General features: G+C 64.4%; 21 protein-coding genes. 14 read left to right on the forward strand and 7 right to left on the reverse strand.

From position 1 onward, the window contains the following. Positions 1-25: 25 nt before the first annotated feature. A complete protein-coding gene (gene pgi / locus ACOQFP_RS03280; protein WP_421583432.1) occupies positions 26-1675 on the reverse strand; it encodes a glucose-6-phosphate isomerase in 1650 nt (549 codons plus the stop codon). An 82-nt stretch (positions 1676-1757) separates the two neighbouring features. Between pgi and ACOQFP_RS03285 the strand changes: the two genes are divergently transcribed. Next, positions 1758-3209 carry an NAD-dependent succinate-semialdehyde dehydrogenase gene (locus ACOQFP_RS03285; protein ID WP_421583433.1) on the forward strand — a complete coding sequence of 484 codons (1452 nt, stop codon included), beginning with the start codon at positions 1758-1760 and terminating at the stop codon, positions 3207-3209. Positions 3210-3257: 48 nt separating this feature from the next. Here ACOQFP_RS03285 and ACOQFP_RS03290 read toward each other — a convergent pair whose 3' ends face one another. Continuing rightward, positions 3258-3548, reverse strand: coding sequence for a chorismate mutase (locus ACOQFP_RS03290; protein WP_421583434.1), 291 nt, complete (start codon positions 3546-3548; stop codon positions 3258-3260). A 332-nt stretch (positions 3549-3880) separates the two neighbouring features. On the opposite strand from ACOQFP_RS03290, the gene pcrA reads away from it, so the two are divergent. Then, the gene (gene pcrA, locus ACOQFP_RS03295; RefSeq protein ID WP_421583435.1) at positions 3881-6373 is read left to right on the forward strand and encodes a DNA helicase PcrA; all 2493 of its coding nucleotides are present in this window, start codon (positions 3881-3883) and stop codon (positions 6371-6373) included. Between the two features lie 79 nt (positions 6374-6452). Here the strand turns inward: pcrA and ACOQFP_RS03300 are convergent, their stop codons facing one another. Further along, positions 6453-7589, reverse strand: coding sequence for a peptidoglycan DD-metalloendopeptidase family protein (locus tag ACOQFP_RS03300; protein WP_421583436.1), 1137 nt, complete (start codon positions 7587-7589; stop codon positions 6453-6455). Positions 7590-7856: 267 nt separating this feature from the next. Here ACOQFP_RS03300 and ACOQFP_RS03305 point away from each other — a divergent pair, with 267 nt between their 5' ends. From ACOQFP_RS03305 to ACOQFP_RS03320, 4 genes are all read left to right on the forward strand, one after another. Further along, on the forward strand, positions 7857-9722 hold the full coding sequence (locus ACOQFP_RS03305) for a hypothetical protein (protein ID WP_421583437.1): 1866 nt from the start codon (positions 7857-7859) through the stop codon (positions 9720-9722). A 146-nt stretch (positions 9723-9868) separates the two neighbouring features. Next, a complete protein-coding gene (gene sucC / locus ACOQFP_RS03310; RefSeq protein WP_206488213.1) occupies positions 9869-11032 on the forward strand; it encodes an ADP-forming succinate--CoA ligase subunit beta in 1164 nt (387 codons plus the stop codon). Positions 11033-11040: 8 nt separating this feature from the next. After that, entirely contained in the window at positions 11041-11952 is a 912-nt protein-coding gene (gene sucD / locus ACOQFP_RS03315) for a succinate--CoA ligase subunit alpha (protein WP_206488215.1), read from the forward strand. Between the two features lie 171 nt (positions 11953-12123). After that, the gene (locus ACOQFP_RS03320; protein ID WP_421583459.1) at positions 12124-12447 is read left to right on the forward strand and encodes a DUF2200 domain-containing protein; all 324 of its coding nucleotides are present in this window, start codon (positions 12124-12126) and stop codon (positions 12445-12447) included. A gap of 6 nt (positions 12448-12453) precedes the next feature. On the opposite strand, the gene ACOQFP_RS03325 is transcribed toward ACOQFP_RS03320, so the two are convergent. Then, on the reverse strand, positions 12454-13869 hold the full coding sequence (locus ACOQFP_RS03325) for a phytoene desaturase family protein (protein WP_421583438.1): 1416 nt from the start codon (positions 13867-13869) through the stop codon (positions 12454-12456). Between the two features lie 9 nt (positions 13870-13878). Continuing rightward, positions 13879-14055: a hypothetical protein gene (locus ACOQFP_RS03330; RefSeq protein WP_421583439.1), complete on the reverse strand. Its 177-nt coding sequence runs from the start codon at positions 14053-14055 to the stop codon at positions 13879-13881. A gap of 347 nt (positions 14056-14402) precedes the next feature. Here ACOQFP_RS03330 and ACOQFP_RS03335 point away from each other — a divergent pair, with 347 nt between their 5' ends. The 8 genes from ACOQFP_RS03335 (at position 14403) to ACOQFP_RS03370 (ending at position 23184) form a co-directional block, all read left to right on the forward strand. Next, entirely contained in the window at positions 14403-14615 is a 213-nt protein-coding gene (locus ACOQFP_RS03335; RefSeq protein WP_421583440.1) for a hypothetical protein, read from the forward strand. Between the two features lie 100 nt (positions 14616-14715). After that, on the forward strand, positions 14716-15573 hold the full coding sequence (locus ACOQFP_RS03340) for a hypothetical protein (protein ID WP_421583441.1): 858 nt from the start codon (positions 14716-14718) through the stop codon (positions 15571-15573). Next, on the forward strand, positions 15563-16552 hold the full coding sequence (locus tag ACOQFP_RS03345; RefSeq protein WP_421583442.1) for an alpha/beta fold hydrolase: 990 nt from the start codon (positions 15563-15565) through the stop codon (positions 16550-16552). The genes ACOQFP_RS03340 and ACOQFP_RS03345 overlap by 11 nt, the downstream gene beginning before the upstream one ends. Beyond that, entirely contained in the window at positions 16491-17120 is a 630-nt protein-coding gene (locus ACOQFP_RS03350; RefSeq protein ID WP_421583443.1) for a hypothetical protein, read from the forward strand. Before ACOQFP_RS03345 ends, ACOQFP_RS03350 begins: the two co-directional genes overlap by 62 nt. After that, positions 17113-17601, forward strand: a complete 489-nt coding sequence (locus ACOQFP_RS03355; protein WP_421583444.1) for a hypothetical protein — start codon at positions 17113-17115, stop codon at positions 17599-17601. Before ACOQFP_RS03350 ends, ACOQFP_RS03355 begins: the two co-directional genes overlap by 8 nt. Positions 17602-17635: 34 nt before the next feature. Then, the gene (locus ACOQFP_RS03360; RefSeq protein WP_421583445.1) at positions 17636-21505 is read left to right on the forward strand and encodes a hypothetical protein; all 3870 of its coding nucleotides are present in this window, start codon (positions 17636-17638) and stop codon (positions 21503-21505) included. A gap of 134 nt (positions 21506-21639) precedes the next feature. Further along, positions 21640-21822, forward strand: a complete 183-nt coding sequence (locus tag ACOQFP_RS03365) for a hypothetical protein (RefSeq protein ID WP_421583446.1) — start codon at positions 21640-21642, stop codon at positions 21820-21822. Between the two features lie 138 nt (positions 21823-21960). Beyond that, entirely contained in the window at positions 21961-23184 is a 1224-nt protein-coding gene (locus tag ACOQFP_RS03370) for an acyl-CoA dehydrogenase family protein (protein WP_421583447.1), read from the forward strand. Positions 23185-23265: 81 nt separating this feature from the next. Here the strand turns inward: ACOQFP_RS03370 and ACOQFP_RS03375 are convergent, their stop codons facing one another. Together ACOQFP_RS03375 and ACOQFP_RS03380 are read right to left on the reverse strand one after the other, a co-directional pair. Further along, positions 23266-24120, reverse strand: a complete 855-nt coding sequence (locus tag ACOQFP_RS03375) for an IS3 family transposase (RefSeq protein WP_421583448.1) — start codon at positions 24118-24120, stop codon at positions 23266-23268. Then, positions 24117-24605 carry a transposase gene (locus ACOQFP_RS03380; RefSeq protein ID WP_421583449.1) on the reverse strand — a complete coding sequence of 163 codons (489 nt, stop codon included), beginning with the start codon at positions 24603-24605 and terminating at the stop codon, positions 24117-24119. The genes ACOQFP_RS03375 and ACOQFP_RS03380 overlap by 4 nt, the downstream gene beginning before the upstream one ends. Positions 24606-24650 lie beyond the last annotated feature (45 nt).

The following is a 24650-nucleotide window of genomic DNA, read 5'->3' on the forward strand; positions in this document are numbered from 1 at the left end:
TGCGCGAATCGCCAGGTGAGCAGGCTCAGACCGCTCGGCCCCGCTGTGCCCGGTACCAGCGCACCAGGGAATCGGTGGACGAATCCGATTGCACAGCGGGCGCTTCGGCGTCGGTGAGAACCGGGGTCAGTTCGAGGGCCTGAGTCTTCCCCAGTTCGACACCCCACTGATCGTAGGAGTCGATGCCCCAGATCACGCCCTCGACGAAGACCTGATGCTCGTACAGTGCGATCAGTTGGCCGACCACCGAAGGCGTGAGCCGCGGAGCGAGAATCGAGGTGGAGGGGCGATTGCCTGGCATTACCTTGTGCGGCACCACATCTGCCGGTGTGCCCTCGGCGGCGATCTCCTCGGCGGTCTTGCCGAAGGCCAATACCTTGGTCTGTGCGAAGAAGTTGCTCATCAGCAGATCGTGCATCGAGCCGCTGCCGTCGCGAGTCGGCAGATCGTCGGTGGGCTCGGCGAATCCGATGAAGTCGGTCGGCACCAAACGTGTTCCCTGGTGCAGCAATTGGTAGAACGCGTGCTGGCCGTTGGTGCCCGGTTCGCCCCAGAATATTTCGCCGGTGGCCGTGGTGACAGGGGAGCCGTCGGCCTTGACGGACTTTCCGTTCGACTCCATGGTCAGCTGCTGCAGGTAGGCCGCGAAGCGGGACAGGTCATTGGAATACGGCAGTACCGCCCGGGTCTCCGCGCCGAAGAAGGAGCTGTACCACAGGCCGATCAAGCCCAGTAGAACCGGCGCGTTCTCGGCCAGCGGTGTGGTGCGGAAGTGTTCGTCGATCGAATGGAAACCGTCGAGGAATTCGCCGAATGCCTCCTTGCCGACGACGGCCATGACCGACAGGCCGATGGCGGAATCGACGGAGTAGCGTCCGCCGACCCAGTCCCAGAAGCCGAACATGTTGGCGGTGTCGATGCCGAAGTCCGCCACGCGTTCGGCGTTGGTCGATACCGCGACGAAGTGCTTGGCGACGGCGTCCTCACCGAGAGCATCGACCAGCCAGCGTCGAGCTCCGGTCGCATTCGTCAGTGTTTCGAGTGTGGAGAACGTCTTCGAAGCGATGATGAACAGCGTCGACGCCGGATCGAGTCCGTCGAGCGCCGCGACGAGATCGGCAGGGTCGACGTTCGAGACGAACTTCGCCGAGATACCGGCGTCGGCGTAGTGGCGGAGTGCGTTGTAGACCATGACCGGTCCGAGGTCTGATCCACCGATTCCGATGTTGACGACGGTGGATATCTTTTCGCCGGTAGCGCCGACCCATTCACCCGATCGCACTCTGTCGGTGAATTCGCCCATGGCCGTGAGCACTTCGTGCACGTCGGAGACGACGTTCTGACCGTCGACGGTCAACGATGCATCGGCAGGAAGACGCAGCGCGGTGTGCAGAACGGCGCGGTCTTCCGAGGTGTTGATGTGCTCGCCCGCGAACATGGCGTCGCGCTTGCCTTCGACATCGGCGGTACGTGCAAGCTCGAGGAGCAGTTCGATGGTCTCGCGAGTGATTCGGTGCTTGCTGTAGTCGATATGCAGATCCGCAGCGTCGACGGTGAAGCTGCGGCCTCGGTCCGCGTCGTCGGCGAACAGCGACCGAAGATGAGTATCGGCGATCGCGGAGTGGTGATCGGTCAGCTTCTGCCAGGCATCCGTGCCGGTGATATCGACGCTCATATCGATCAACAGTAGTGCCGGGCACAGTCGCGCGCTCGTCGTTCCTCGTTTGCATCCGACGCTGCGGAGGCATCATGGGGGTATGGACCAACGTGCATTGATCGAATCGATTCCGGCAAAACTGTGGATCGGCGGGAGGGCCGTCGACGCCGAGGGAGGCAAGACCTTCGCGGTCAACGATCCGGCCACCGGCAGGCCGTTGACCGAGGTGGCCGATGCGTCACCGGCGGACGCGATGACCGCACTCGACGCCGCCGCTGCGGCGCAGAAGAGCTGGGCGAGCACACCGGCTCGCGAACGCAGTGAGATTCTGCGCGCGGCATTCGAGAAGGTCACCGAACGCGCCGACGACATCGCGCTCCTGATGACCCTGGAAATGGGCAAGGCTCTCGCCGAATCCAAGGCAGAAGTGAAGTACGGTGCCGAGTTCTTCCGGTGGTTCGCCGAAGAAGCTGTGCGCATCGGCGGGCGCTATACCCCGGCCCCGGCGGGCAACGGTCGAATACTGGTCACCAAAGCTGCGGTCGGACCGGTGCTGGCGATCACCCCGTGGAACTTCCCGTTGGCGATGGGCACCCGCAAGATCGGGCCCGCCCTGGCCGCCGGTTGCACCATCGTGGTGAAGCCGGCGAGTGAGACCCCGCTGACAATGCTGCTGCTCGCGCAGATCTTCGACGAGGTCGGGCTGCCGCCGGGCGTGCTGTCGGTGCTCACGACCTCGAAGTCCGGCGCTGTCACCGGCCCCCTGCTCGCAGACCCGCGGTTGCGGAAGCTGACGTTCACCGGCTCGACGGGCGTCGGCAAATCCCTGGTCGAGAAGTCCGCGACCCGGCTGCTGCGGACCTCGATGGAGTTGGGCGGCAACGCACCACTGGTGGTGTTCGACGACGCCGATATCGACGATGCCGTGGACGGCGCGATGCTCGCCAAGATGCGTAACGGCGGCGAGGCCTGCACCGCGGCCAATCGCCTGCACGTGCACAACAGCGTGCGGGAGGAGTTCACCACCAAGCTGGTGGCGAGGATGTCCGAGATGAAGCTGGGGGCAGGGGTCGACCCGGACACCAAGCTCGGACCACTGATCAACGCCGATCAGCTCGAGACCGTGCAGGAACTGGTCGACGACGCGGTGCAGAAGGGGGCGACGGTGGCTCTCGGCGGCAGCGCACCGGGCGGGGACGGATATTTCTACCCGGCGACCGTGCTCACCGACGTCCCGGCCGATGCCCGGATTCTGAAGGAAGAGGTGTTCGGCCCGGTCGCACCGATCGTCGGCTTCGACACCGAGCAGGAGGGCATCGATGCGGCCAACGACACCGAGTACGGGCTGGCCTCGTATATCTACACCGAGAATCTCGACCGGGCACTGCGGGTGGCGGAGGCCATCGACAGTGGCATGGTGGGCGTCAACCGCGGAGTCATCTCGGACGCGGCCGCGCCGTTCGGTGGTGTGAAGGAATCCGGATTCGGACGTGAGGGTGGATCCGAAGGAATCGAGGAATACCTCGAGACCAAGTACATCGCGCTGAAGTGAGTTACCGACGGTTGGGCGTGCAGCGCTCGCGCCCAACCGGAGGGTGGATCAGTGGCCGAGACGTCCGCGCCCGAGACGGAGCAGGAGCATGGCCAGCGTGTGGCCTTCCTGACCGAGGCTGCTGAAACGCTCGAGGACCTTCATCTCGCGGCTGTGCACCAGGCGTGGTCCACCGGAGGCCATGCGAGTGCGTCCGATCATCTGGGAAACCTCGGAGCGGCGCTTGATGGCTGCCAAGATCTCGGCGTCGAGACGGTCGATTTCCTGGCGCAGATCGTTGATCTCGGCCTCGCTGGACGGCACTGCAATGTCTGAATCGATCTTCGTCGTCATGGCCATCGTCTCTCCTCGGGTCACATCTTGGATCGTTGCGTCGTCCGGCACCGTTACACCTCTCGTATTCGGAACTGCATCGCCAATGGGCTCGGTTCCCAGCTCCAATATCCGGCGAGGTTCATCGAGCACCCCGCCTGGAACCAGGGGCGTCACATCTACCGACAGGTTCCTGTAGGTGCGGCCGAACAGCGGCTGACCCGACGTAGGCAATGCCGTACGGTTTTTTCGATCACCGATCCAGTGTGCCATGGGCCGACCGTCCTGAAAAGTCGTCCGAACAGCTGGGAACCGCGAGATATGGGATTGTCGGTGTGCGCCGGTAACGTGACCAGACGATGAACACATTCCTCCACGGCCTCGAGTCCCGTAAGAACACCGCGTCCGATGCGCTGCTGGAAGGGCTCAATCCCCAGCAGCGTGAGGCCGTTGTGCACACGGGGTCCCCGCTGCTCATCGTGGCCGGAGCCGGTTCCGGGAAGACGGCGGTGCTCACGCGTCGCATCGCCTATCTGCTCGCCGAGCGGGGAGTGTCACCCGGCCAGGTGCTGGCCATCACGTTCACCAACAAGGCCGCCGCCGAGATGCGTGAGCGAGTCGCGGGATTGGTGGGGCCGCGGGCCAACTCGATGTGGGTATCGACCTTTCACTCGAGTTGCGTGCGCATTCTGCGTGCACAGGCAGCGCTGCTGCCCGGCCTGAACTCGAACTTCTCGATCTACGACGCGGACGACTCGCGGCGGTTGCTGACGATGATCTCCAAGGATCTGCAGATCGACACCAAGAAGTTCTCGGCGCGGCTGCTCTCGACTGCGATCTCCAATCTCAAGAACGAACTGATCGCCCCGGACAAGGCAGCGCAGGACGCCGACGGCGATCCCGCAGAGTTGCCCCGGCTCGTCGCCAAGGTGTACGGCATCTACCAACAGCGGCTACGTGCCGCCAATGCAATGGACTTCGACGATCTGATCGGCGAAACGGTCGGAGTCCTCCAAGCCTTCCCGCAGGTCGCGCAGTACTACCGGCGACGTTTCCGGCACGTTCTGGTCGACGAGTACCAGGACACCAACCACGCCCAGTACATGCTGGTTCGGGAGTTGGTCGGCACTGCCGACGCCGACGGCGCACTCGAGGGCACCGTCGCGCCGGGGGAACTGTGTGTGGTGGGCGATGCCGATCAGTCCATCTACGCCTTCCGCGGTGCCACCATCCGCAATATCGAGGAGTTCGAGCGCGACTACCCCGACGCTCGCACCATTCTGCTCGAGCAGAACTACCGGTCGACCCAGAACATTCTCTCGGCCGCCAACGCCGTCATTTCCCGCAATATCGGTCGCCGCGAGAAGAAGCTGTGGACCGACACCGGCGAAGGCGAGTTGATCGTCGGATATGTTGCCGACAACGAGCACGACGAGGCGTCGTTCGTGGCGTCGGAGATCGATCGACTCGTCGACCGCGGGGATGTGCGCTTCGACGAGGTCGCGGTGTTCTACCGCACCAACAACTCCTCGCGTGCGCTCGAGGAGATCTTCATTCGACTGGGGTTGCCCTACAAGGTGGTCGGCGGCGTCCGATTCTACGAGCGCAAGGAAGTTCGAGACCTGGTCGCGTATCTGCGGGTGCTGTCCAACGAGGACGACACCGTCAGCATGAGACGCATCCTCAACACTCCGCGCCGAGGTATCGGTGACCGTGCCGAGGCGTGCGTCGCCGTCCACGCCGAGCAACGAGAGATCAGCTTCTCCCGTGCTCTGCACGATGCGGCCGCCGGGAAAGTGGCGTTGCTCAACTCGCGCCAGCAGAAGCTGATCGCACAGTTCATGGAATTGCTCGAAGAACTGCGCGCCGTGCTCACCGCGACCGACGGCGACGGAAACGACATCGCAGACATCGGTGACGTCGTCGAAGCAGTTCTCGATCGCACCGGATACCGCGCCGAGCTCGAAGCGAGCAGTGACCCGCAGGACGGTGCGCGCCTGGACAACCTCAACGAACTCGTCAGCGTGGCCAGGGAATTCACGTCCGAGGCGCGAAATCAAGCGGCGGTGGCGGCAGAAGCCCTGGAAACCGGTGACGACGACGCCGGTGATGAGCAGGGTGGCGTCGACGGCCTGGCGGAGCCGGGTTCGCTCGCGGCGTTCCTCGAACGAGTGTCTCTGGTGGCCGATACCGATCAGATCCCCGACTCGGGCACCGGCGTCGTCACCCTGATGACTCTGCACACCGCGAAGGGTCTGGAATTTCCGGTCGTCTTCGTCACCGGTTGGGAGGACGGCCAATTCCCCCATATGCGGGCACTGGGCGATCCGAACGAACTGTCCGAGGAACGACGGCTGGCCTACGTGGGAATCACTCGGGCCAGGCAGCGGCTCTATCTGACGCGGGCCATCATGCGATCGGCCTGGGGGCAGCCCATTGCCAACCCGGAATCACGCTTCTTGCAGGAAGTTCCGCAGCACCTGATCGATTGGCGACGTGAGGATCCAGGTACCGGGGGCGGCCGCGCAATCGGTGGCGGCAGGTCCGGCAGCTACGGATCGGGTAGCGGTTACGGCTCGAACAGCTACGGCTCCAACGGTTACGGCTCGAACAGCTACGGCGGATCCTCGTCGCGTGGCCAGAGCTCGTCACCCAGCTTCGGTGCGGCCAAGGGACGGAACTCGAATCTCGTTCTGGCGGTAGGGGATCGGGTCAGTCACGACAAGTACGGGCTCGGTACGGTGCTGGAATCGACAGGGGCCGGAGTCAAGGCGATGGTGTTGATCGATTTCGGCTCGGCGGGACGGGTCAAGATGATGCTCATCGGCGGCGTTCCGATGACCAAGCTGTAGAAGATCCGGAAACCAAAAAACCGGCCCTGTGAAAGCGGGTCCGGTTCGATTGTGCCGTGGGTGATGTTGCTGGAGAAATTCAGTCCATCTCGGGGCCGAGAGAGATTCCGCGGGATGCCAGCCAGGGGAGCGGATCGATCTTGACCTCGCCCGGGAGATGGACCTCGAAGTGCAGATGCGGGCCGGTGGAGAAGCCGCGATTGCCCATGCGCGCGATCTGATCGCCTGCCATGACCTCTTGCCCGACGGTGACCAGCGAACTGTCGATGTGGCCGTAGACGGTGATAGTGCCGTTGGCGTGCAGCAGGCGTACCCACATACCGAAACCTGCCGCCGGACCCGAGTCGATGACCTTGCCGTCGGCGACGGCGTAGATCGGTGTTCCGATCGAGTTGGCGATGTCGACACCGGCGTGAAGTACGCCCCACCGGGTGCCGAAGTTGGAGGTGTAGGTGCCCTGCGCGGGGAGAGCGAACAGCGGCCGACGGGCAGCGGCCTCACGGGCAGCTCGTTCGTCGCTGAAGCGCTGGCCCTTGGCGAGCAAGTCGTTGAACTGGCTCAAATCGGCCGGTGCAGCGACGCTGAGGATCTGCGGTGCCTGCGAAGGCGTCGCGCTCGAGGAGTCGTCTGCCAGCTCGACACTCTGCGGGGCGGTGGTGGCAGCGACCGCAGCTGCGGCCGGCGCTTCGCCTGCGGCGAGTGCGTACTCGGAGGTGGACACGTCGGCGTGCGAGTCATGGTTGACCACGGCCTGACCCGCCGCTACGACAGCGCCTGCGGCCACTGCGAGAACGGCAGCTCGGCCCTTGAGTGCAGTGGGGGGAAGCGGGATCCGGTGTGCGCCGCCGCGACGGGCCACCGGGGCTACGTCGCCAGTGGTTGCGAGCGCGGTGACGACGGTCGGTGACTCGTCGGCTGCTGCGATATCTCGCGGTGTCTCGACGCGCTCGGTCTCGATGTACTCGGTCTCGACGGGCCGGTACGAGGTGTAGGAGTAGGCAGTGCTGGCGTACGTGGGCTCGGATGGAGCCTCGTCGTACGGAATTTCGTCGTACGGAATTTCTTCGTACGGTGCAGCGTGGAACAGCGCCGGTTCGAACCCTGCCGGATCGAACGGGGCCTCGGGTGCGGGCTCGTAGCTGTAGACCGTGGTCGCTTCGTCAGCCGAAGGTCGAGAAAAACGGCTGGAGGTGAAGGACGCGCGGTGATGCTGCAAGACCTACAACCTCCATTATCCGTGATCCGGCTGTTACTGAAAGACTCGGCAGACGGTAACGAAATGATTGCGAGACGCGCAAGTTAACGGACCAAACTGCGTTCATATGTGAGATGGCTCACAGGACGACCAGCGGTTCCGTCGTGACGCGCCACATCAGTAGGTCGGCCACGCGTTGTCATCGGATCGTGATCGGCGAGCATCGAATCCGAGGCACGCTGTCACAGTAGCGGTTCACGGGCCGATCGAGCCGATACCGTGATCCGAATGCCGACTCCGACCTTCGACGACTCGTCCGCCGACCGCGCAGAGCGTGCCGAACCGCAACGAATCGAGCCGCAGGATCAGCCCTACGGCAGAGCGGACGATCCGTCCCCGACCTCGAGGATCGTCGTCGGCGTCGTACTCGCTCTGCTCGCCGCGGGCGCTGCGGTCACGGCCCAGCTGATCGGTGTGGTCGACAGCGCCGACGGCTCGCCGGTGGGAAGTGGTGCCGCCTCCGCAGCGATCGTCGCGATCACGCTTGCAGTCCTGGTCGCCGTTCTCGCGGCGGCAGGGGCCGCTACCGGGCGCATCGAATTCGCAGCCGCACTCCTGGCCGGATACGGGGCGGTGGCACTCGGCCTGACCCTGCTCGACCTCGCGCTGTTGTCGGATCCGATCGACGCGAACAGGCTCGAGCTCTTCCGTCCACTGAGCGCCGCCACCCTCGACGCCACCGTCGGTGCCCAGGTTCTGCTCGTCGGTCATGCTGCGTCGGTTCTGGCCGGTCTTGCGGGGTGGTCTGCGGTGCACCGCGCCGGGCTCGGTGACGGGTACGGCCATTCGGTGTACTCCGAACACGTGGGGCGCGCGGTCGCGGGTCGGGTGGGTCCGCTGCTCGGGATCCTGCTCGGCGCATTCGGAGCGCTGGCGGCCGTCGCCGCGTTTTCTTCGCTGTACCGCTCGGACGATCCGGTGGTGATCGTGACGGCCGTGGTGGAGTCGCCGGTCTTCGTCGCGGTGGGCTCCGCGGTAGTCGGCATCTCGGTGTTGGTGGTGGCTGCGTCCGCTCTGGCGTCGTTGTCTCCGCCGGTGGCGGCAGGCGCGTCCGCCGGCGCCGGGCTCGGAATGCTCGGGTTCGCGGGAGTGGGTCTGCTGGCCGGACTGAGCGCCGGTGACCGGATCGGTGCCGGGCCCGGCGCGTATCTGGGCACCGCCGCGGGACTCGGACTGCTGATCTGCGGCGCTGTACTCGTACCCGTCGCTGCGATCCGTGACGGCCGGGCGTTGGAGAGGGCGCAGCAGCGCGACAACGGGGTTCGCAGTGCCCGCAGCGTGGCCGGGCCAGGGGTGCTCCGATGGCATACCGCCACGGGTGGTGCGGGTGTTCTCGCGGGTGCATTGTTCGTTGTCGGATCCCTGCTGCCGATTCTCGAGACCGACTCGGGAACCGCCGTGCCACAGATCTTGGCCACCAGGGTGGTGTTGGTCGCCGGGTTCGTGCTGATTCTGGGCTCGGTGCCGCTGCTGTTCTCGGAGTTCGCTGCGGCAGCACGCCCGTTCGTGGCGCTGTTCTGGCTCGGTTCGGTGTCGGCAGCGGCCTCGGTGTTGCAATCGGTGGTTCTGGCCGAGGACGTGGACGGAGTCAGCGCCGGAACCGGCGCATTCGCGATCATCGCGGGCGTCGTGGCCGCGACGGTCACCGGGCTGTTGGCGCTGTTCGCCGGGTCGGCCGAACGCGATGATGTCGACACCTCCACCGATGCACGTACCGACGCCGTCGTGCTGGGTACCGGGTTGCTGGGCGCGGCGCTCCTCGCCGTCGGCCTGGCGCTGCCGCTGTATCGGGGCAGCGATGTCACGGCCGCAACCGTCACCGAGGTTCCGTGGGGCTGGGACACCTGGGGGCAGATGACGCTCGCCGTCGGGGTGCTCGTCGGTGCCGTCGTCGCCGCGCGCGCCCGGGCTGCGCGAGGCAGTGTTCTGCTTGCCGCCGCAGTGGTCGCGGGTCTCGTTCATCTCTCCTCGTGGCCGCTGACATCTGCGCGCGCCACCGATCCGCAGATGGGATCTGCCGTCCTGCCGTTGGTGGCGGGAATCGTCGTTCTCGGTGTCGCTGCGGCACTTTCGGCCCGCCGCGCCGATCGGTGACGGTCGTTGCATCGACAGCAGGGCGGTGAGATAGGCCACATAGCATGCATGCGCCCGATGCGCCGTCGGGGCACCTGGATAAAGTCCATGCTCAGACCCGCTCACACCCCTGGAGCGGGCGTCAACGTAGACGAGACGGTGAGCTGATGGATCTCTTCGAATACCAGGCGAAGGAATTGTTCGCCAAGCATGGCGTACCAACCTCCGCCGGTCGTGTCACCGACACGGTCGCCGGAGCAACAGAGATTGCCGAAGAAATCGGCAAGCCAGTAATGGTCAAAGCACAGGTCAAGGTCGGCGGTCGCGGTAAGGCCGGAGGCGTCAAGTACTCCAAGGACGTCGCAGCAGCCACCGAGAACGCAGAGTCGATTCTCGGACTCGACATCAAGGGCCACGTCGTGAAGAAGCTTCTCGTTGCAGAGGCCTCCGACATCGCCGAGGAGTACTACATCTCCTTCCTGCTCGATCGCACCAACCGCACGTACCTCGCGATGTGCTCGGTCGAGGGTGGCGTCGAGATCGAGGTGACGGCGGAGGAGAACCCCGACGCACTCGCACGTATCCCCGTCGACGCCGTCAAGGGTGTCGACCTCGCCTTCGCACGCGAGATCGCCGAGAAGGGCAAGCTGCCCGCCGAGGTGCTCGACGCCGCTGCGGTGACCATCCAGAAGCTGTGGGAGGTCTTCATCAACGAAGACGCCCTCCTGGTCGAGGTAAACCCGCTGGTTCGCACCCCCGACGATCAGATCCTCGCCCTCGACGGCAAGGTGACGCTCGACGCCAACGCAGACTTCCGTCAGTCCGGCCACGCCGAGTTCGAGGACAAGGACGCAGCCGATCCCCTCGAGGCCAAGGCCAAGGCGCACGACCTCAACTACGTCAAGCTCGACGGACAGGTCGGCATCATCGGAAACGGTGCCGGACTGGTCATGTCGACCCTCGACGTCGTCGCCTACGCAGGCGAGGCACACGGTGGCGTCAAGCCGGCCAACTTCCTCGACATCGGCGGCGGCGCTTCGGCAGAGGTCATGGCCGCAGGACTCGACGTCATCCTCGGCGACGAACAGGTCAAGAGCGTGTTCGTCAACGTCTTCGGCGGCATCACCTCCTGTGACGCAGTTGCCAACGGAATCGTCGGCGCACTGAAGAAGCTGGGCGACGATGCCAACAAGCCGCTGGTCGTCCGCCTCGACGGCAACAAGGTCGAAGAGGGCCGCAAGATTCTCGCCGACGCCGCGCACCCGCTGGTGACGCTCGCCGGAACCATGGACGAGGGCGCCGACAAGGCCGCCGAGCTGGCAGCGAAGTAGAGGAAACCATGTCAATCTTTCTGAACAAGGACAACAAGGTCATCGTCCAGGGCATCACCGGCGGCGAAGGCACCAAGCACACCGCCCTGATGCTCAAGGCCGGCACCCAGGTCGTCGGTGGCGTCAACGCACGCAAGGCCGGAACCACGGTCAAGCACGTCGATGCTCAGGGCAACGACATCGAATTGCCGGTCTTCGCTTCGGTTTCCGAGGCCATGGAAAAGACCGGAGCCGACGTGTCCATCGCGTTCGTGCCGCCGGCATTCTCCAAGGACGCCATCGTCGAAGCGATCGACGCCGAGATCCCGCTGCTCGTCGTCATCACCGAGGGCATCCCCGTGCAGGACTCCGCGTACGCGTGGGCCTACAACGTGGAGAAGGGCAAGAAGACCCGCATCATCGGACCGAACTGCCCCGGAATCATCACCCCCGGTGAGGCACTGGTCGGCATCACGCCCGCCAACATCTCGGGAACCGGCCCCATCGGCCTGGTCTCCAAGAGTGGCACGCTGACCTACCAGATGATGTTCGAGCTGCGCGATTTCGGCTTCTCGACCGCCATCGGCATCGGCGGCGACCCGGTCATCGGAACCACCCACATCGACGCCATCGAGGCGTTCGAGGCGGACCCCGAGACCAAGGTCATCGTCATGATCGGTGAGATCGGCGGCGACGCCGAAGAGCGTGCAGCCGACTACATCAAGGCCAACGTGACCAAGCCGGTCGTCGGCTACGTCGCAGGCTTCACCGCTCCCGAGGGCAAGACCATGGGCCACGCAGGTGCCATCGTCTCCGGCTCCTCGGGAACGGCACAGGCGAAGAAGGACGCGCTAGAGGCCGCAGGCGTCAAGGTCGGCAAGACGCCGTCCGAGACCGCTGCGCTCGCGCGCGAAATCCTGGAATCGCTGTCCGTCAAGTAGGACTCGTTTCGTGAGAAGCCCGCCACCGATTCGGTGGCGGGCTTTTTCGTGTCGGGTGAGCGGTGCTATCCGGGCGCGTGAATGGACCACTGCATACGTCTGGGCGCGGCGATGGCACATTCACGCGGCTCAACGGTGGCTACAGTGACCACCGTGCACAAGATATTCAGCATGGCGTTCAGTAGGGTCCATCCGCTCTACGTCACCAAGGTCGAGCGCAAAGGCCGGAAGAAAGCCGAGGTCGACGAGATCATTCGGTGGCTCACCGGATTCGATCAAGCGACTCTCGAGCACCATCTCGAGGTCGACACGACATTCGAGGACTTCTTCGCCGCGGCTGATCTGAACCCGAACGCGACGCTGATCACCGGAGTCGTCTGCGGAATTCGCGTCGAGAATGTCGAGGACCCGCTGATGAAGAAGATCCGACTACTGGACAAACTGATCGACGAACTCGCCAAGGGCAAAGCGATGGAGAAGATTCTTCGCAGTTGAATCGCATCATCGGTTCAGGTACTTCAGCGCCGATGTGGCAGCGTTGTATCCACACATTCCGTGCGCGCCGGCTCCGGGAGGTGTTGCTGCCGAGCACAAGTACAGGCCCGGAGCTCCGAGAGAATATGGATCCAGCGCTGGACGGGGGCGCAACAGGAGTTGACGCGCGTCGTTGGCTCCGGTGACGATGTCGCCGCCGACGTAGTTGACGTTGTGCATGGCCATGGCAGGAGTACTCCTGATGTGCCGCATCAAGATTCGATCCCGGAAGCCAGGTGCGAAACGTTCGATCTGGGCTTCGATGGCTGCCGTCGCATCGCCGGTGTAGCCGGCCGGTACGTGCGCGTAGCTGTATACGGGCTGGACGCCCCCGAGCGAGCGCGACGGGTCGACAACCGACTGTTGACCGACCAGAACGAAGGGACGCAACGGCATTCGTCCCCGGGCAACCTGGGCCTCGGCGTCGGCGATGTCCTTCAGACTGCCACCGACGTGCACGGTCCCGGCCGAACGCGAGTCCTCGTGCTGCCAGGGGATTCCTCCGTCGACGGCGTAGTCGACCTTGAATGCACCAGGACCGTGGCGGTACTTGCGGAGGGTGCGAGCGACCCGGTCGGGCAATCGGGATCCGGCGATACTGGCAGCGGCGGCAGGCGCGACGTCGAGTAGCACGACGTCGGCGTCACTGAGCATGTCGAGCGAGCTCACCGTGATCCCGGTCTCCACCGTTCCGCCCATATCTGTCAAAGCTGCGATCATCGCGTGCGCGATCGCCTGGGAACCGCCGCGGGCGACGGGCCAGCCGTATCGGTGCGCGGCCGCACCGAGCGTGAAGCCGATCGCCGAGGACGCGAGGGTGCCGAACGGACGAAAGGCGTGCGCGGCGACTCCAGCAAAGAGTGCCCGGGCCGATTCCCCGCGCCAGACTTTCGACAGCACATGCGCCGGCAACCCGGCCGCGGCACCGAACCGCACAAGGTCGAGAGGGTGGTGAGGCACGTGCACAGCGGGGACGAGGATGTCCTCGGTGATCCGCGGGAGACGGCGCGTCACACCACCGAATACCGTTCGCCACCGACGGCCGTCGCCCTCGAGTCCTTCCACCGTGCGCTCGAGCGACCGCCATGCAGCTGAGCCTCGGCCACCGTCGAGCGGGTGCGAGTACGACAGGTCGGGGGTGAGCCAGTGCAGGCCGTACCGAGCGAGATCGATGCGACGGGAGAACGGCGTGTCGCAGGCGAGGGGGTGGAACGCAGAGCATTCGTCGTGCAGCAACCCCGGTAGCGTCAGTTCCGAGCTACGAACGCCGCCGCCGGGGACCGTAGCGGCCTCGAGCACCCGCACTGTGACACCGGCGGCGGCCAGAGTCACGGCGGCGGCGAGGCCGTTGGGTCCACTGCCGACAACGACTGCGTGAGTCACTCGATGGAGTCATTCGTGGGCGGCGAGCTTCGGGGCTCGCCACAGGACGAAAACAGCCAGCACTCCACACAGCACTGCGAAAATGCCGAAGTACGCCGTCTGCGTGCTCCCGAATCCCCAAGCAAAGATAGCCGCGACAACCACGAGCACCACGGCCTTGACGTATTCCACTTTTTTCCGATCCATGATCGTCCTTTCGCCGATGCCGATGATTCTTTCGAGAGCGCGTGCTCTCGGTGATCCAGTGTGCCGACATCCGCTCACCACCGCACCGTCCGGACGCTGTATCGCCAGTTCGGAGGGGTAAATGGGGTTTCCGGACCGGACGGCACCACGCTGCGCCGCGGCGGACGGCGGAAACGAATTCCGGTACCGGATCCGGTCCGGAAACCCTCGCACCGGGCTGGTGCTGCGTCGTTGTGGTGACGGTGCGCGCGCGGCATTGCGAACCAGTCGGCCCGTTATGGATTCTGGTGTCGCACCACATGCAGTACCTGTCCGACAACGAAACACATCACATGAGGAGAACGAGAATGCAGCCCATCAAGATCGCGAACCGTGACATTGCCGCAGCTGCCAATCGGCACTTCACCGACGTAGCCACCGGTGTCGACACCAAGGGGGAAATTCCGGTCCTCACCACTCCGGTGACGGTCGTCACTACGCCGGAGGATCTCGCTTTGCTCACTGCGACGCTGAACGCCACCACCGCAGTCGTCAACGCCACCAACGCACACCGCGGCTGACCCGAACGGGTATCTCGACACGGCCCGAGCGTCGAGATGACGCTCGGGCCGATGGTCCCCACCTTTCGTGCCGATTCCCAAGCGAAGAGGACGCACTTCCATGAGACTTCCTTCCGAGTATCTTGCGAGATCCCGTCGCATTGCCGCTTTCGGCCAGTGCGTGTCCGCCGCCGAAGGTCTGGCGCGCAGGGACCTCTATCGATCCGGCGAGCTGCTGAGCCCACAGATTCGCCACGCTTACCCGAGGTTTGCGCGTAAGCATCCGCATCTGACCGCGCTGTTGGAGGACTACCGATTCATCGTCGGCTGCGACACCGTCAAAGCCGCTGCAGGTCTCGCGACGCTGTTTCTGCCGCATACGCGTCGACTCACCGTTGTCACCTCGACAGTCTCGGCGGTGGTGTTCGGGCTCGAGCGTTACCGCACCAACTTCGGCCGTGACGGGTCCGATCAGATGCAGGACATCATGGCGACGATCGTCGCCTTGTCCTCGGCATTTCGAGACCGCGAGGAGGCCGCCGATTTCGCGCTACGCGCCATCAACACCCAACTTGCGGTGTCCTATTTTGCCTCCGGAGCCATCAAATTGGTCTCGGACGACTGGCGTTCGGGTCGCGCGTTCGTCTCGGTGATGCGCACCGAGGCGTACGGCCATCCGCGGGCTGCGGCAGTGTTGGACAAGATCCCAGCGTCGTCGCTACTCGTTTGCTGGGGCACGATCCTCGGCGAGACGTTGTATCCGCTGCTGTATCTAGTGCCCAAGTCGGCACGGGTGCAGCGTGCCCTCCCCATCGCAGGGCTCTTCCATTTGGCTATCGGCCACTTCATGGGTCTGCCGCGTTTCGTATGGGCATTCGGTGCGACACATCCTGCTGCGTCCTACGTTCTGGAAGGTGGTTCGGCGGCGACTGCATCGTCCATCGCGGCACGAATCGGGGAGGTGGCACGTGCTGCGTGAGAACGTGCTCGGGGAACTTCGGAAAGGATCGATTCTGCCCACCCTCGGGGTGCTCGGACTGATGGGGATTGCTTCGGGGCTGCGGACCACGAGACGATCGAAGTCGTTCCGACGGGCGATTCCAGGATACGTCTCGGTCGAAACGGCGACCGGGCGACTGGAAGCAAACGTGGTTCGTGGTCGCGACGCTGACACGTCGAGCCCACTGGTCGTGTTCGAGAACGGTCTCGGCACCCCGATCGAGACGTGGCAGTGGGTGGTGGAGAACCTCCCCACAGTCAACTGCGTCCGATACAACCGCGCGGGATATGGTGAAAGCAGTCGCGGGATCGATGTTCTGGCCGGCTACCGATACGCGATGTCCGCCTTTCCTCATGCGAGAGCTGTTGTCTACGTCGGTCATTCGATAGGTGCGCTGGCCATTCACGACGTTCTCGGGCGGCTGGAGTCCGCCGATCGTCGGCCCGACCACATCGTTCTCGTCGACGGTACGGATCCGGTTCTGTTCCGCGACATGGCATGCATTCCCGAGCGGCGCGGCAAGGTGACCCAATCACTCGAGCTGGAGATTCTGTCCAGTCTGTTCGACAATACGAAGCGATCGAGAGCATTCGAGGACGATCTGGATTACCCGAAGTCCATTCATGCAGCGCACCTGGCATTCTCGTCGTGCTTGGCCAGCCAGCTCCAGGCCCGTCGCGAATTTCTCCGTTTCGTCGCCGCGCCCGATTTCGCACCGCTCCTTGTCCCGGTGTCGGTCGTTGCGGCGGACAGTGGAATCGAGGGTGCGGAGGGGCACGCCGCCGCGCAGAGAGCGCTGGCAGACCGAGTGAACGCGACGACCCTGACCGTCGTCCCGGACTCCAATCATCTGTCGGTCATCGGTTTTCGATCAAGAGCACGAGAGGTAGCAGAACATGTCCTTACTGTCGCTGAACGGTCGTCGCTCCACCCAGGACGCGCTGTGGGGATCGGCTGAGATCGGGGTCGGGGCACTGGTCACGGTCTGGGGCGTCGCCACTACCCTGCACAATTTGCCGGATCAGAAGTTCAACTACCAGTTGGCGTGGTCCAAAGTTGGCTTGACCGTGCCGAACTGGAGGTTCTTCGGCCCCAATCCTGGCATTTCGGATTCGCACTTGCTCGTCCGGAGTTTCGATGTGGACGGCACCGTGTCCGAATGGTCGGAACTGCCGCTCGCGCATCATCGTCCGCCTTGGGCGCTACTGTGGAATCCAGGCAGCCGGGGCCCCAAAGCGTTGTTCGATCTGATTCAGGCGGTGATGAGTTTGTCGATGAAATCCGGTGGTCGGTTCGGTTCGATCGAAAGCAGTCCTCCGTACCGCATGCTCGAAGAGCATGTGCGCCTCCACGCCGAGATCGGCAGCAGCACTGCCAGTGTCCAATTCATGCTTCTGCAGTCCACGCCTGATCGCAACGGAGAGCGAGAGCTGAAACCGTTGGTGGTGTCGAGGAACATTCCTGTCGGGGAACCGAAGGGGACGGGCATCAGGCGGGCATCCGACGAAGGGGCCATCGGTGCGTGAGTTCTTCGTCCGTCTGTACGAGGACGGTTGGCATGCGGACGGAGCGGTGCGGCCGGTAGGGCGCTTGTTGATCGTGGCCATGTCGTTGGCCGTTCTGAGTTCGGTTCTCTCGCTGATGTTCGTGCGGATTATCGTCGAATTCCAGCTCCGCAGATCGGGCTATGACCCGGATGGCCCACTACCGCCGTACACGAAGGAAGCGTTCTATATCGCCGACTGTGTCCGAATCGTGACGGTGCTGGCCATATTCGCCAACTACGCGCGGCTGATCAGATGGCTGGGAACGCAGAACAAGTCCAAGTACCGGTCGCTCCTGGTCATCAGCGTGATCACGGTGGCGGCGTACTGCTATCTGCTCACCACGAGCTATCCGCTGTGGATCCATGTCATCCAGGCCGTTCAGGTCGTCGTCATGTTCATGGTGTTCATTTTGCTCAACCGCAAATCGGTCCGGGAGCACTTCACAGTCACCGCAACTTGATTCTTCTGCTTACTATCTACCGAGGGTCGTGGGAATGAGTGCGCTCGGACAGCAGGGAGAATCGGTGGGGGAGACCAACGCGAGGGAAGTGTTCGGTGAAGCGCTGGCGCGACTCTACGTGCTCGCCGGCGATCCACCCCTGAAGAAGGTCGCGTCCACCGCCACGGCGCTGCAACGCAGGCGAGCGCCCACCGAGGCGGCGGTGTCCGCCCAGCGCATCAGCGACTGGCGGCGAGGTCGGGCCGTGCCGGCCAAATTCGAGTCGGTACTGCCGGTCCTGCAGGTGCTCGTCGCCGAGGCGCGTAAACGTACGCCGGAACCGCCCACGGACGGACTCTACGACCTGTCGGTGTGGTCGCGGTGGTGGACACAGTCGCAGAAGAGTCAGACGGAAACTGCTGCGCCCACGTACTCGGGAGAGTGCCCGTATCCGGGGTTGGCGGCGTTCACCGAGTCTCAGAGCGCACTGTACTTCGGTCGATCACGTAGCACGACAACGCTGCTCGACCGGATCTCGGAGGCTCGAAGCGACCGGTCCGTCCTCGTGTTGGTCGGCATGTCCGGCGCGGGGAAGTCCTCCCTGCTTCGCGCCGGCTTGGTCCAGGCAGTTCGGGACGGCCGTATCGATGGCGTGTCCGACGTCGACGTCCGGACTCCTCGTGCCGGGATGGTTGCAGCCGACGTGGACGCCGACGCGATGCTCGTCGTCGATCAGTTCGAGGAACTGTTCACCGATCGGACCGATGTCGACGCACGAGCCGCCTACGTCGCCGAACTCGTTGCGCTGGCCGAACACGTGCCGGTGGTTGTGGGTTTGAGGGCCGACTTCTACTCTCGGTGCTTGGAATTTCCGAAAATCGGGGTTGCGCTGGAGCATCATTCGATGGTGCTAGGTCCGATGACCGACGCGGAACTTCGTGAGGCCGTGGTGGAGCCGGCAAAGGCAGAAGGACTCAGAGTCGAACCGGCGCTTCTGGATACGATCATCGCCGAATTCGGATCGCGGTCCGCAGGCTCGTCCGCATCGACGGACGTGCTCTCCTCCGGAGATCGTCGCGCCGGTCGACTCCCGCTCCTGTCGCATGCGCTGCGCGCGACGTGGAGCAGGCGCCAGAACGGCAAGCTGACAGCAGCTGCGTATCGAGCCGTCGGCGGTGCGGCTGGATCCGTGGCCGAGGCCGGGGAGGCGGCGTGGCGGCGGTTGACCGATGCCCAGCAACGCGCGAGCAAAACACTGTGCATGCGGTTGGTGGCGTTCGGTACCGATACCGACGACGGTTGCCGTCGGCGCACTCGGGCAGAACTTCTGGCGGGGTTCGAGAATTCGGCACCTATCGAAGATGTCCTCGAAGTCCTTGCCGCAGCACGATTGGTGACGATCGACGCAGAATACGTATCGTTCGCGCACGATGCAGTGCTCCGGGCGTGGCCCAGGTTGGCGCGGTGGATCGAGCAGGATCGAGACAATGCCTCGCTGCGGCAGCGAGTCGAGGGCGACGCCGAGACGTGGCTGCAGCACGAGAGAGCTCACGAGTTCCTCTACCGCGGAGCGCAGTTGGTAGCTGCGCAGGGGTGGGCCAGGGACGCCGCAGACGTCCCGCCCGCCGCGGGTGAGTTCGTCGCTGCCGCAACGCATCGCGCTACCCGCGCACGCTCCTGGCTGCGTGCGGGTGTTGCGGCACTGACGGTTCTCGGAATACTCGCCACGGTCAGTACCGTGGCGGCATTCGTCGAGCGCGGCTCGGCGGTGAGCCAGCGCGACGACGCAGTGTTCGGTGAGGTGTTGGCCAAATCGGACAGCCTTCTCGAATCCGATCCGTCACTGTCTGCCCAACTATTGCTCGTAGCTCAACGATCGAGGCCCGATGACCCACGTCTGCGGAGCAGAATGATCGGTGCCGAATTGTCGCCGCTGGCCGCGTCGATGACTGGCCACGTGGGCAGCATCTACGGAGTGTCCTACAGTCCCGACGCGGCCACGCTCGCCTCGGCCGGAGCCGATGGCACGGTGCGGCTGTGGGATGTCGGAGACCCCAGTTCTCCTCGGGCACTCGGGGTTCCGCTGGAAGAGGGCTCGAACTTCGCGACGTCGGCGGTGTTCTCGCCCGACGGTTCGATTCTCGCGGCGTCGACCGGTGATGGGACTGTAGGTCTGTGGAACGTCACGGACATGGCTCATCCGGTGCGATACAGCGCGGTCCTCGACGACGATGCCGGTCCCGCGTATCAAGTGGCCTTTGCCCCAGACGGTCGGACTCTGGCTGTGGCGAAGGACGATTCGACGGTTCGGTTGTGGGACGTGACGAGGCCGGATGCCCCGCGTCCGATCGGAGCGCCCCTACTTGGACATGCCGGCCCAGTTCGTACCGTGGAGTTCTCGCCCGATGGTCGGACACTGGCGTCCGGCGGTGACGACAACACCGTTCGACTGTGGAACACAACAGATGTGTCCCGCGTGGTGCAGCGCCCGGTTCCCCTCACCGGATTTGCGAGCGTCACGCACTCGGTGGCGTTCGCCCCGCCGGGAGCACTGCTGGCTGTGGCGAGCGACGACGGTACTACCCGGCTGTGGAATGTGGACAACGCAGATGCGCCGGTACCGCTCGGGCCACCGCTGCCTGCCCAGTCCGCGGCCTCGTGGTCGGTCGATTTCGGTTCGGACGGAAACACGATGGTGACGTCCGGCAAGGACGGCTCGGCGCAGTTGTGGAGCTTGATGGACCCGGCCAGGCCGGTGCGACTCGGTGCCGCGCTGACAGGTAACGGAGGTGGCGTGCTGAGCACTGCACTCGCGCCCGACGGTAGATCCGTTGTCACCGCGGGAGACGACGGAACCGTGCGGATCTGGCAGACCCCCGACGCGGTGCAGCAGGTTCACCGCGGGCGGACAACGGGACCGTCTTTCGCCACCGACGGTTCAGTGTTCGCCACCGGTTCCTACGACGGAACGTTCGCACTGTGGCACCGGATGACGAGCGGCGCAGTGGTGCAGTCGAGTTCCGTGCCGGTGTCCGTCGGTCGGGACGGCGGCGTCGGTGTCGAGCTCGCTCCGAAAACCAACCTGCTTGCCGCGGCGTCGACGGTGGGTGGCCCGGTGCAATTGTGGGACACCGGCGACCCGGCGGCCCCGCGCGCGCGAGCCCAGATCGCCACCGATGCTCGCTTCACCAGTGAACTCGCATTCGACCCGGCGGGGACGGTGTTGTTGACACCGGCCGACGACCGGTCCGCGCGCTTGTGGGACGTACGAGATCCAGCTATGCCGCGGCCGATCGGACTGCCGCTGAGCGGCTTCGGGGGGTTTGTCACCGACGCGGTCTTCAGCAGTGATGGGCGCACCGTATGGGTAGCATCCGCGGACGACACCGTGCGTGGTTGGGCGATCTCTGCGGACGGATCGAATGCGACATCGCTACCGATCACACTGCACGGTCATTCAGGTGATGCTTCGACGATCGCGCTAGGGCCCGACGACCGGGTACTCGTCAGCGCCAGCAACGATGTGGTCCGTGTGTGGGACGTCTCCGACCCCACCCACCCCGAAGCGCTCGGCGAGCCCTTCCGAGCCGGCGGCGGAGCGGTGCAATCGCTCGCGCTCGGGCAGGACGGCTCGACGCTGGCGGTTGCCGGATCGGACGGGTCGATCGAACTGTGGGACTTCACCGATCCTGCGCATGTGCAGACGATCGGGCCGGTCAGCCGCGTCGCGCAGGCGGCCGTGACCGTGGCATTCGACCCGGCAGGCACCATGCTGTCCGCCGTCGGACAGGACGGGGTGTTGCAGACCTGGACGATGGATGACTCGGACGCCGCCGGCAGGATCTGCCGAACCACAGGCAAACTACTCACCGAGGACATGTGGGCGAGGCTGCTACCGAATCTGGAGTACCGCCCACCTTGCTGATCCGACGTCGCATCCGGTCCGGAAAGTACCTTTGCGCCGGTCACCTGGCGTGTCTGTCGATCGAGCGTGGCCGAGTCCGACTCGAGGCGGCATCGTCGGGTTCGTTGGATCCACTACGAACGAAGGACAAGTCGATGAACCAGATCACCATCACCGGCCGCGACGTCGCCCGCGGAATCAACGACCACTGGAACCAGGGCGTATCGGCAGAATCGACGCTGCCGGTCTTCACCGCCGCAACCGTGCCGACGTCGATAGCCTCGGATACCGACCTTGCGATCGTGCAAACCCCAGTGCTTGCTGCGGTTACCGGCTGACCGAACGACATCGGTCGGGACTGCGGTTCCCCGGGCCGTCGCGTTCGGGACTGCAGTCCCCCCCGGACCGCAGCGTCCTTAGAATCACGCTGAATCGAACTGTGGTCATTGCTTCGGCGCAAGACTTCACTGTGCGTCATGACAACCACAGAAAATCGTGCTCTCACCAAGAACTGGCCCGACGCTCCCACGACCGCTGCCGGATGGATTTCCCGCGCCGGTGAGGTCGCTCAACTGCTCGCAGTGGACGCCGTTGCCCGCGACAAGGGCCGCGCAGCACCCATCGCCGAGGTCCAGTTGCTCAAGGACGCCGGGCTCGTCACCCTGCTCGGCCCCGTCGAACACGGCGGGGCAGGGCAGGATTGGCCGACGGCGTACCAGGTGATCAGAACCGTCGCCGCAGCCGACGGTTCCATCGGCCAGCTGCTGGGCTATCACCTGTTGTGGTTCTGGGCTGCGCGTCTGGTCGGTACCCCCGAGCAGATCGAGGCAGTCGAAGCCGACGCCACGAAGAACAGGTGGTTCTTCGGCGGTGCCGTCAACCCGCGGGACAACGACGTCGTCGTCACCGACGAGGGCGAGACCCTTGTGTTCGACGGGTCCAAGACGTTCTCCACCGGCAGCCGCGTCTCGGACGTGACCGTGCTCGAAGGTGCCCTCGAGGGCAGTACAGATCATGTCTTCGCGATCGTGCCGTCGAACATCGAGGGCTTGTCCTTCCACGACGACTGGGACAACATCGGCCTGCGTCAGACCGAGAGTGGCAGCGTCACCATCGACAAGGTCCGGGTCGATTGGTCCAGCGCAGCAGGGTTCGTGGACAAGGCTTTTCAACCTCGTGTGTACAACACCCTCAACGTGCCGACGATCCAGCTGGTGTTCGTCAACTTCTACCTCGGTATCGCGCGGGGCGCGCTCGAGGAGGCTGCGTCGTACACCAAGGAGAAGACGCGTGCCTGGCTGCACAGCAATGTCGACAAGGCCGTCGACGAGCCGTACATCATCGACATCTACGGAGACCTGGTTTCCAAGCTCTGGGCCGTCGAGGCGCTCGCCGACGCGGTTGCGTTGGAAGGGCTGAAGATTCACGACGACGCCTGGAACGTCACCGCCGAGGAACGCGGAGATCACGAAGTGCGGGTCGCCGCAGTCAAGGCTCGCGCCACCGAGGTGTCACTCGAGATCACCTCGACGGTGTTCGAGGCACTCGGTGCGCGGGCCACGGCCAGCAAGTACGGCTTCGATCGCTTCTGGCGCAACGTGCGCACCCACACCTTGCACGATCCGGTCGCCTACAAGCGACGCGAGGTGGGGCGCTGGGTTCTCACCGGCGAGCTGCCGGCGCCCACCTGGTACTCGTAGGCCCGTCCGCCCCCATAGTTTCCGAGTCGATGGTCCATTCACCTGCACTGGACCCCGTGGGTTGGACCGTTAATGGAAATCCTAGGCTGCGAGGGCCTGGGCTCGGTATTGCACCGGGCTCAGGCCGTCGAGGCGTAGCGAGATGCGGTCGTTGTTGAACCAGTCGATGTAGTCCTCGATCGCGGTGTGCAAGGCGTCGAGGTTCAGGTATCGGGTGTGATGAAACATCTCTTCTTTGAGGTGACCGAAGAAGTTCTCGATGATCGCATTGTCGTAGCAGTTCGCTTTGCGTGACATCGACTGGATAGCTCCCGCATTGGCCAGCAACCGTCGCCACGACGAGTGCTGGTAGTGAAATCCTTGATCCGAGTGCACAATTGGGCAATCCTGTTCACCGAGGGTGTCCAATGCTGCCCGCAGGGAACGATTGGTGAACTCCGTCGTCGGGGACTTTCCGATCGAATACGAGATGATCTGGCGGTCGAACAGATCCATCACCGGAGACAGATACAACTTCGCGTCCCCGACCCGGAATTCGGTGACATCGGTGACCCACTTCTGATTCGGGGCCGCCGCCGTGAACTGACGGTCGAGGATGTTCGCAGCGACCGCCCCGACCTGTCCCTGATACGAGACATACCGTCGACGGCGTCGCACAGGGCAGGCCAACCCGAGTTCACGCATCAACGCGAGCACCGTCTTCTTCGCCACCCGCCACCCTGCATCGACGAGGACTCGGTGCACGCGTCGATGCCCGTAGCGTCGGTGGTTTGTCTCGAATGCCCTGGTCACCGCGGCTTTCAATGCGGCCTTCGGGTCGGGCCTGCGTAACTGTGCCTGACGGTAGAAGAACGTCGAGCGAGCCAGGCCGGCGACGTCGAGCAGCACATCGAGTCGGTACTGCGCCTTGAGGGCGATGACGGCAAGAACTTTCACCGTCGTCCCTGTTCCCTCAAGGCCCGCAATTTTCCCAGGTACGCCACCTGCGTCCGCAACCGCTCGTTCTCCTCACGCAGGCGGTCGAGCTCGCTGGCCTCACCCGGATCAACTCCCGCCGGTGCCGGTCGGCGACCTGCCCGTTTCGGTCGTAGCGCCTCGTCGCCGTCGCGGCGGTATCCGCGGACCCAGGGCTCGATGATTTTCGCCGACGACAGTCCGTACTCGCGGGCGAGCTCGATCTTGTTCTCTCCAGCCAGAACACGGTGCACCACAGCGAGTTTGAACTCGAACGAGAAGTGTTGTCGATCCGGTTTCTCCACCAACGCATTCCTTCCTCGAACCCGCCACCGGTCGTAGAGCAAGACCACAGCGCCCGTCCCGCCACCGACCTTCGCAGCAGCCGAGACGGCACCCACACCATCCTCGAACAACGCTACCGCCGCGACCCGCTGATCCTCGGTAAGTGAACTTCGTGCACGCATACAAAACTCCCCGGTAGTCGGAACTGAATTACTCAGTCCAACTTC

It is taken from the genome of Rhodococcus sp. MALMAid1271, from assembly GCF_049195265.1.
GTDB lineage: Bacteria > Actinomycetota > Actinomycetes > Mycobacteriales > Mycobacteriaceae > Rhodococcoides.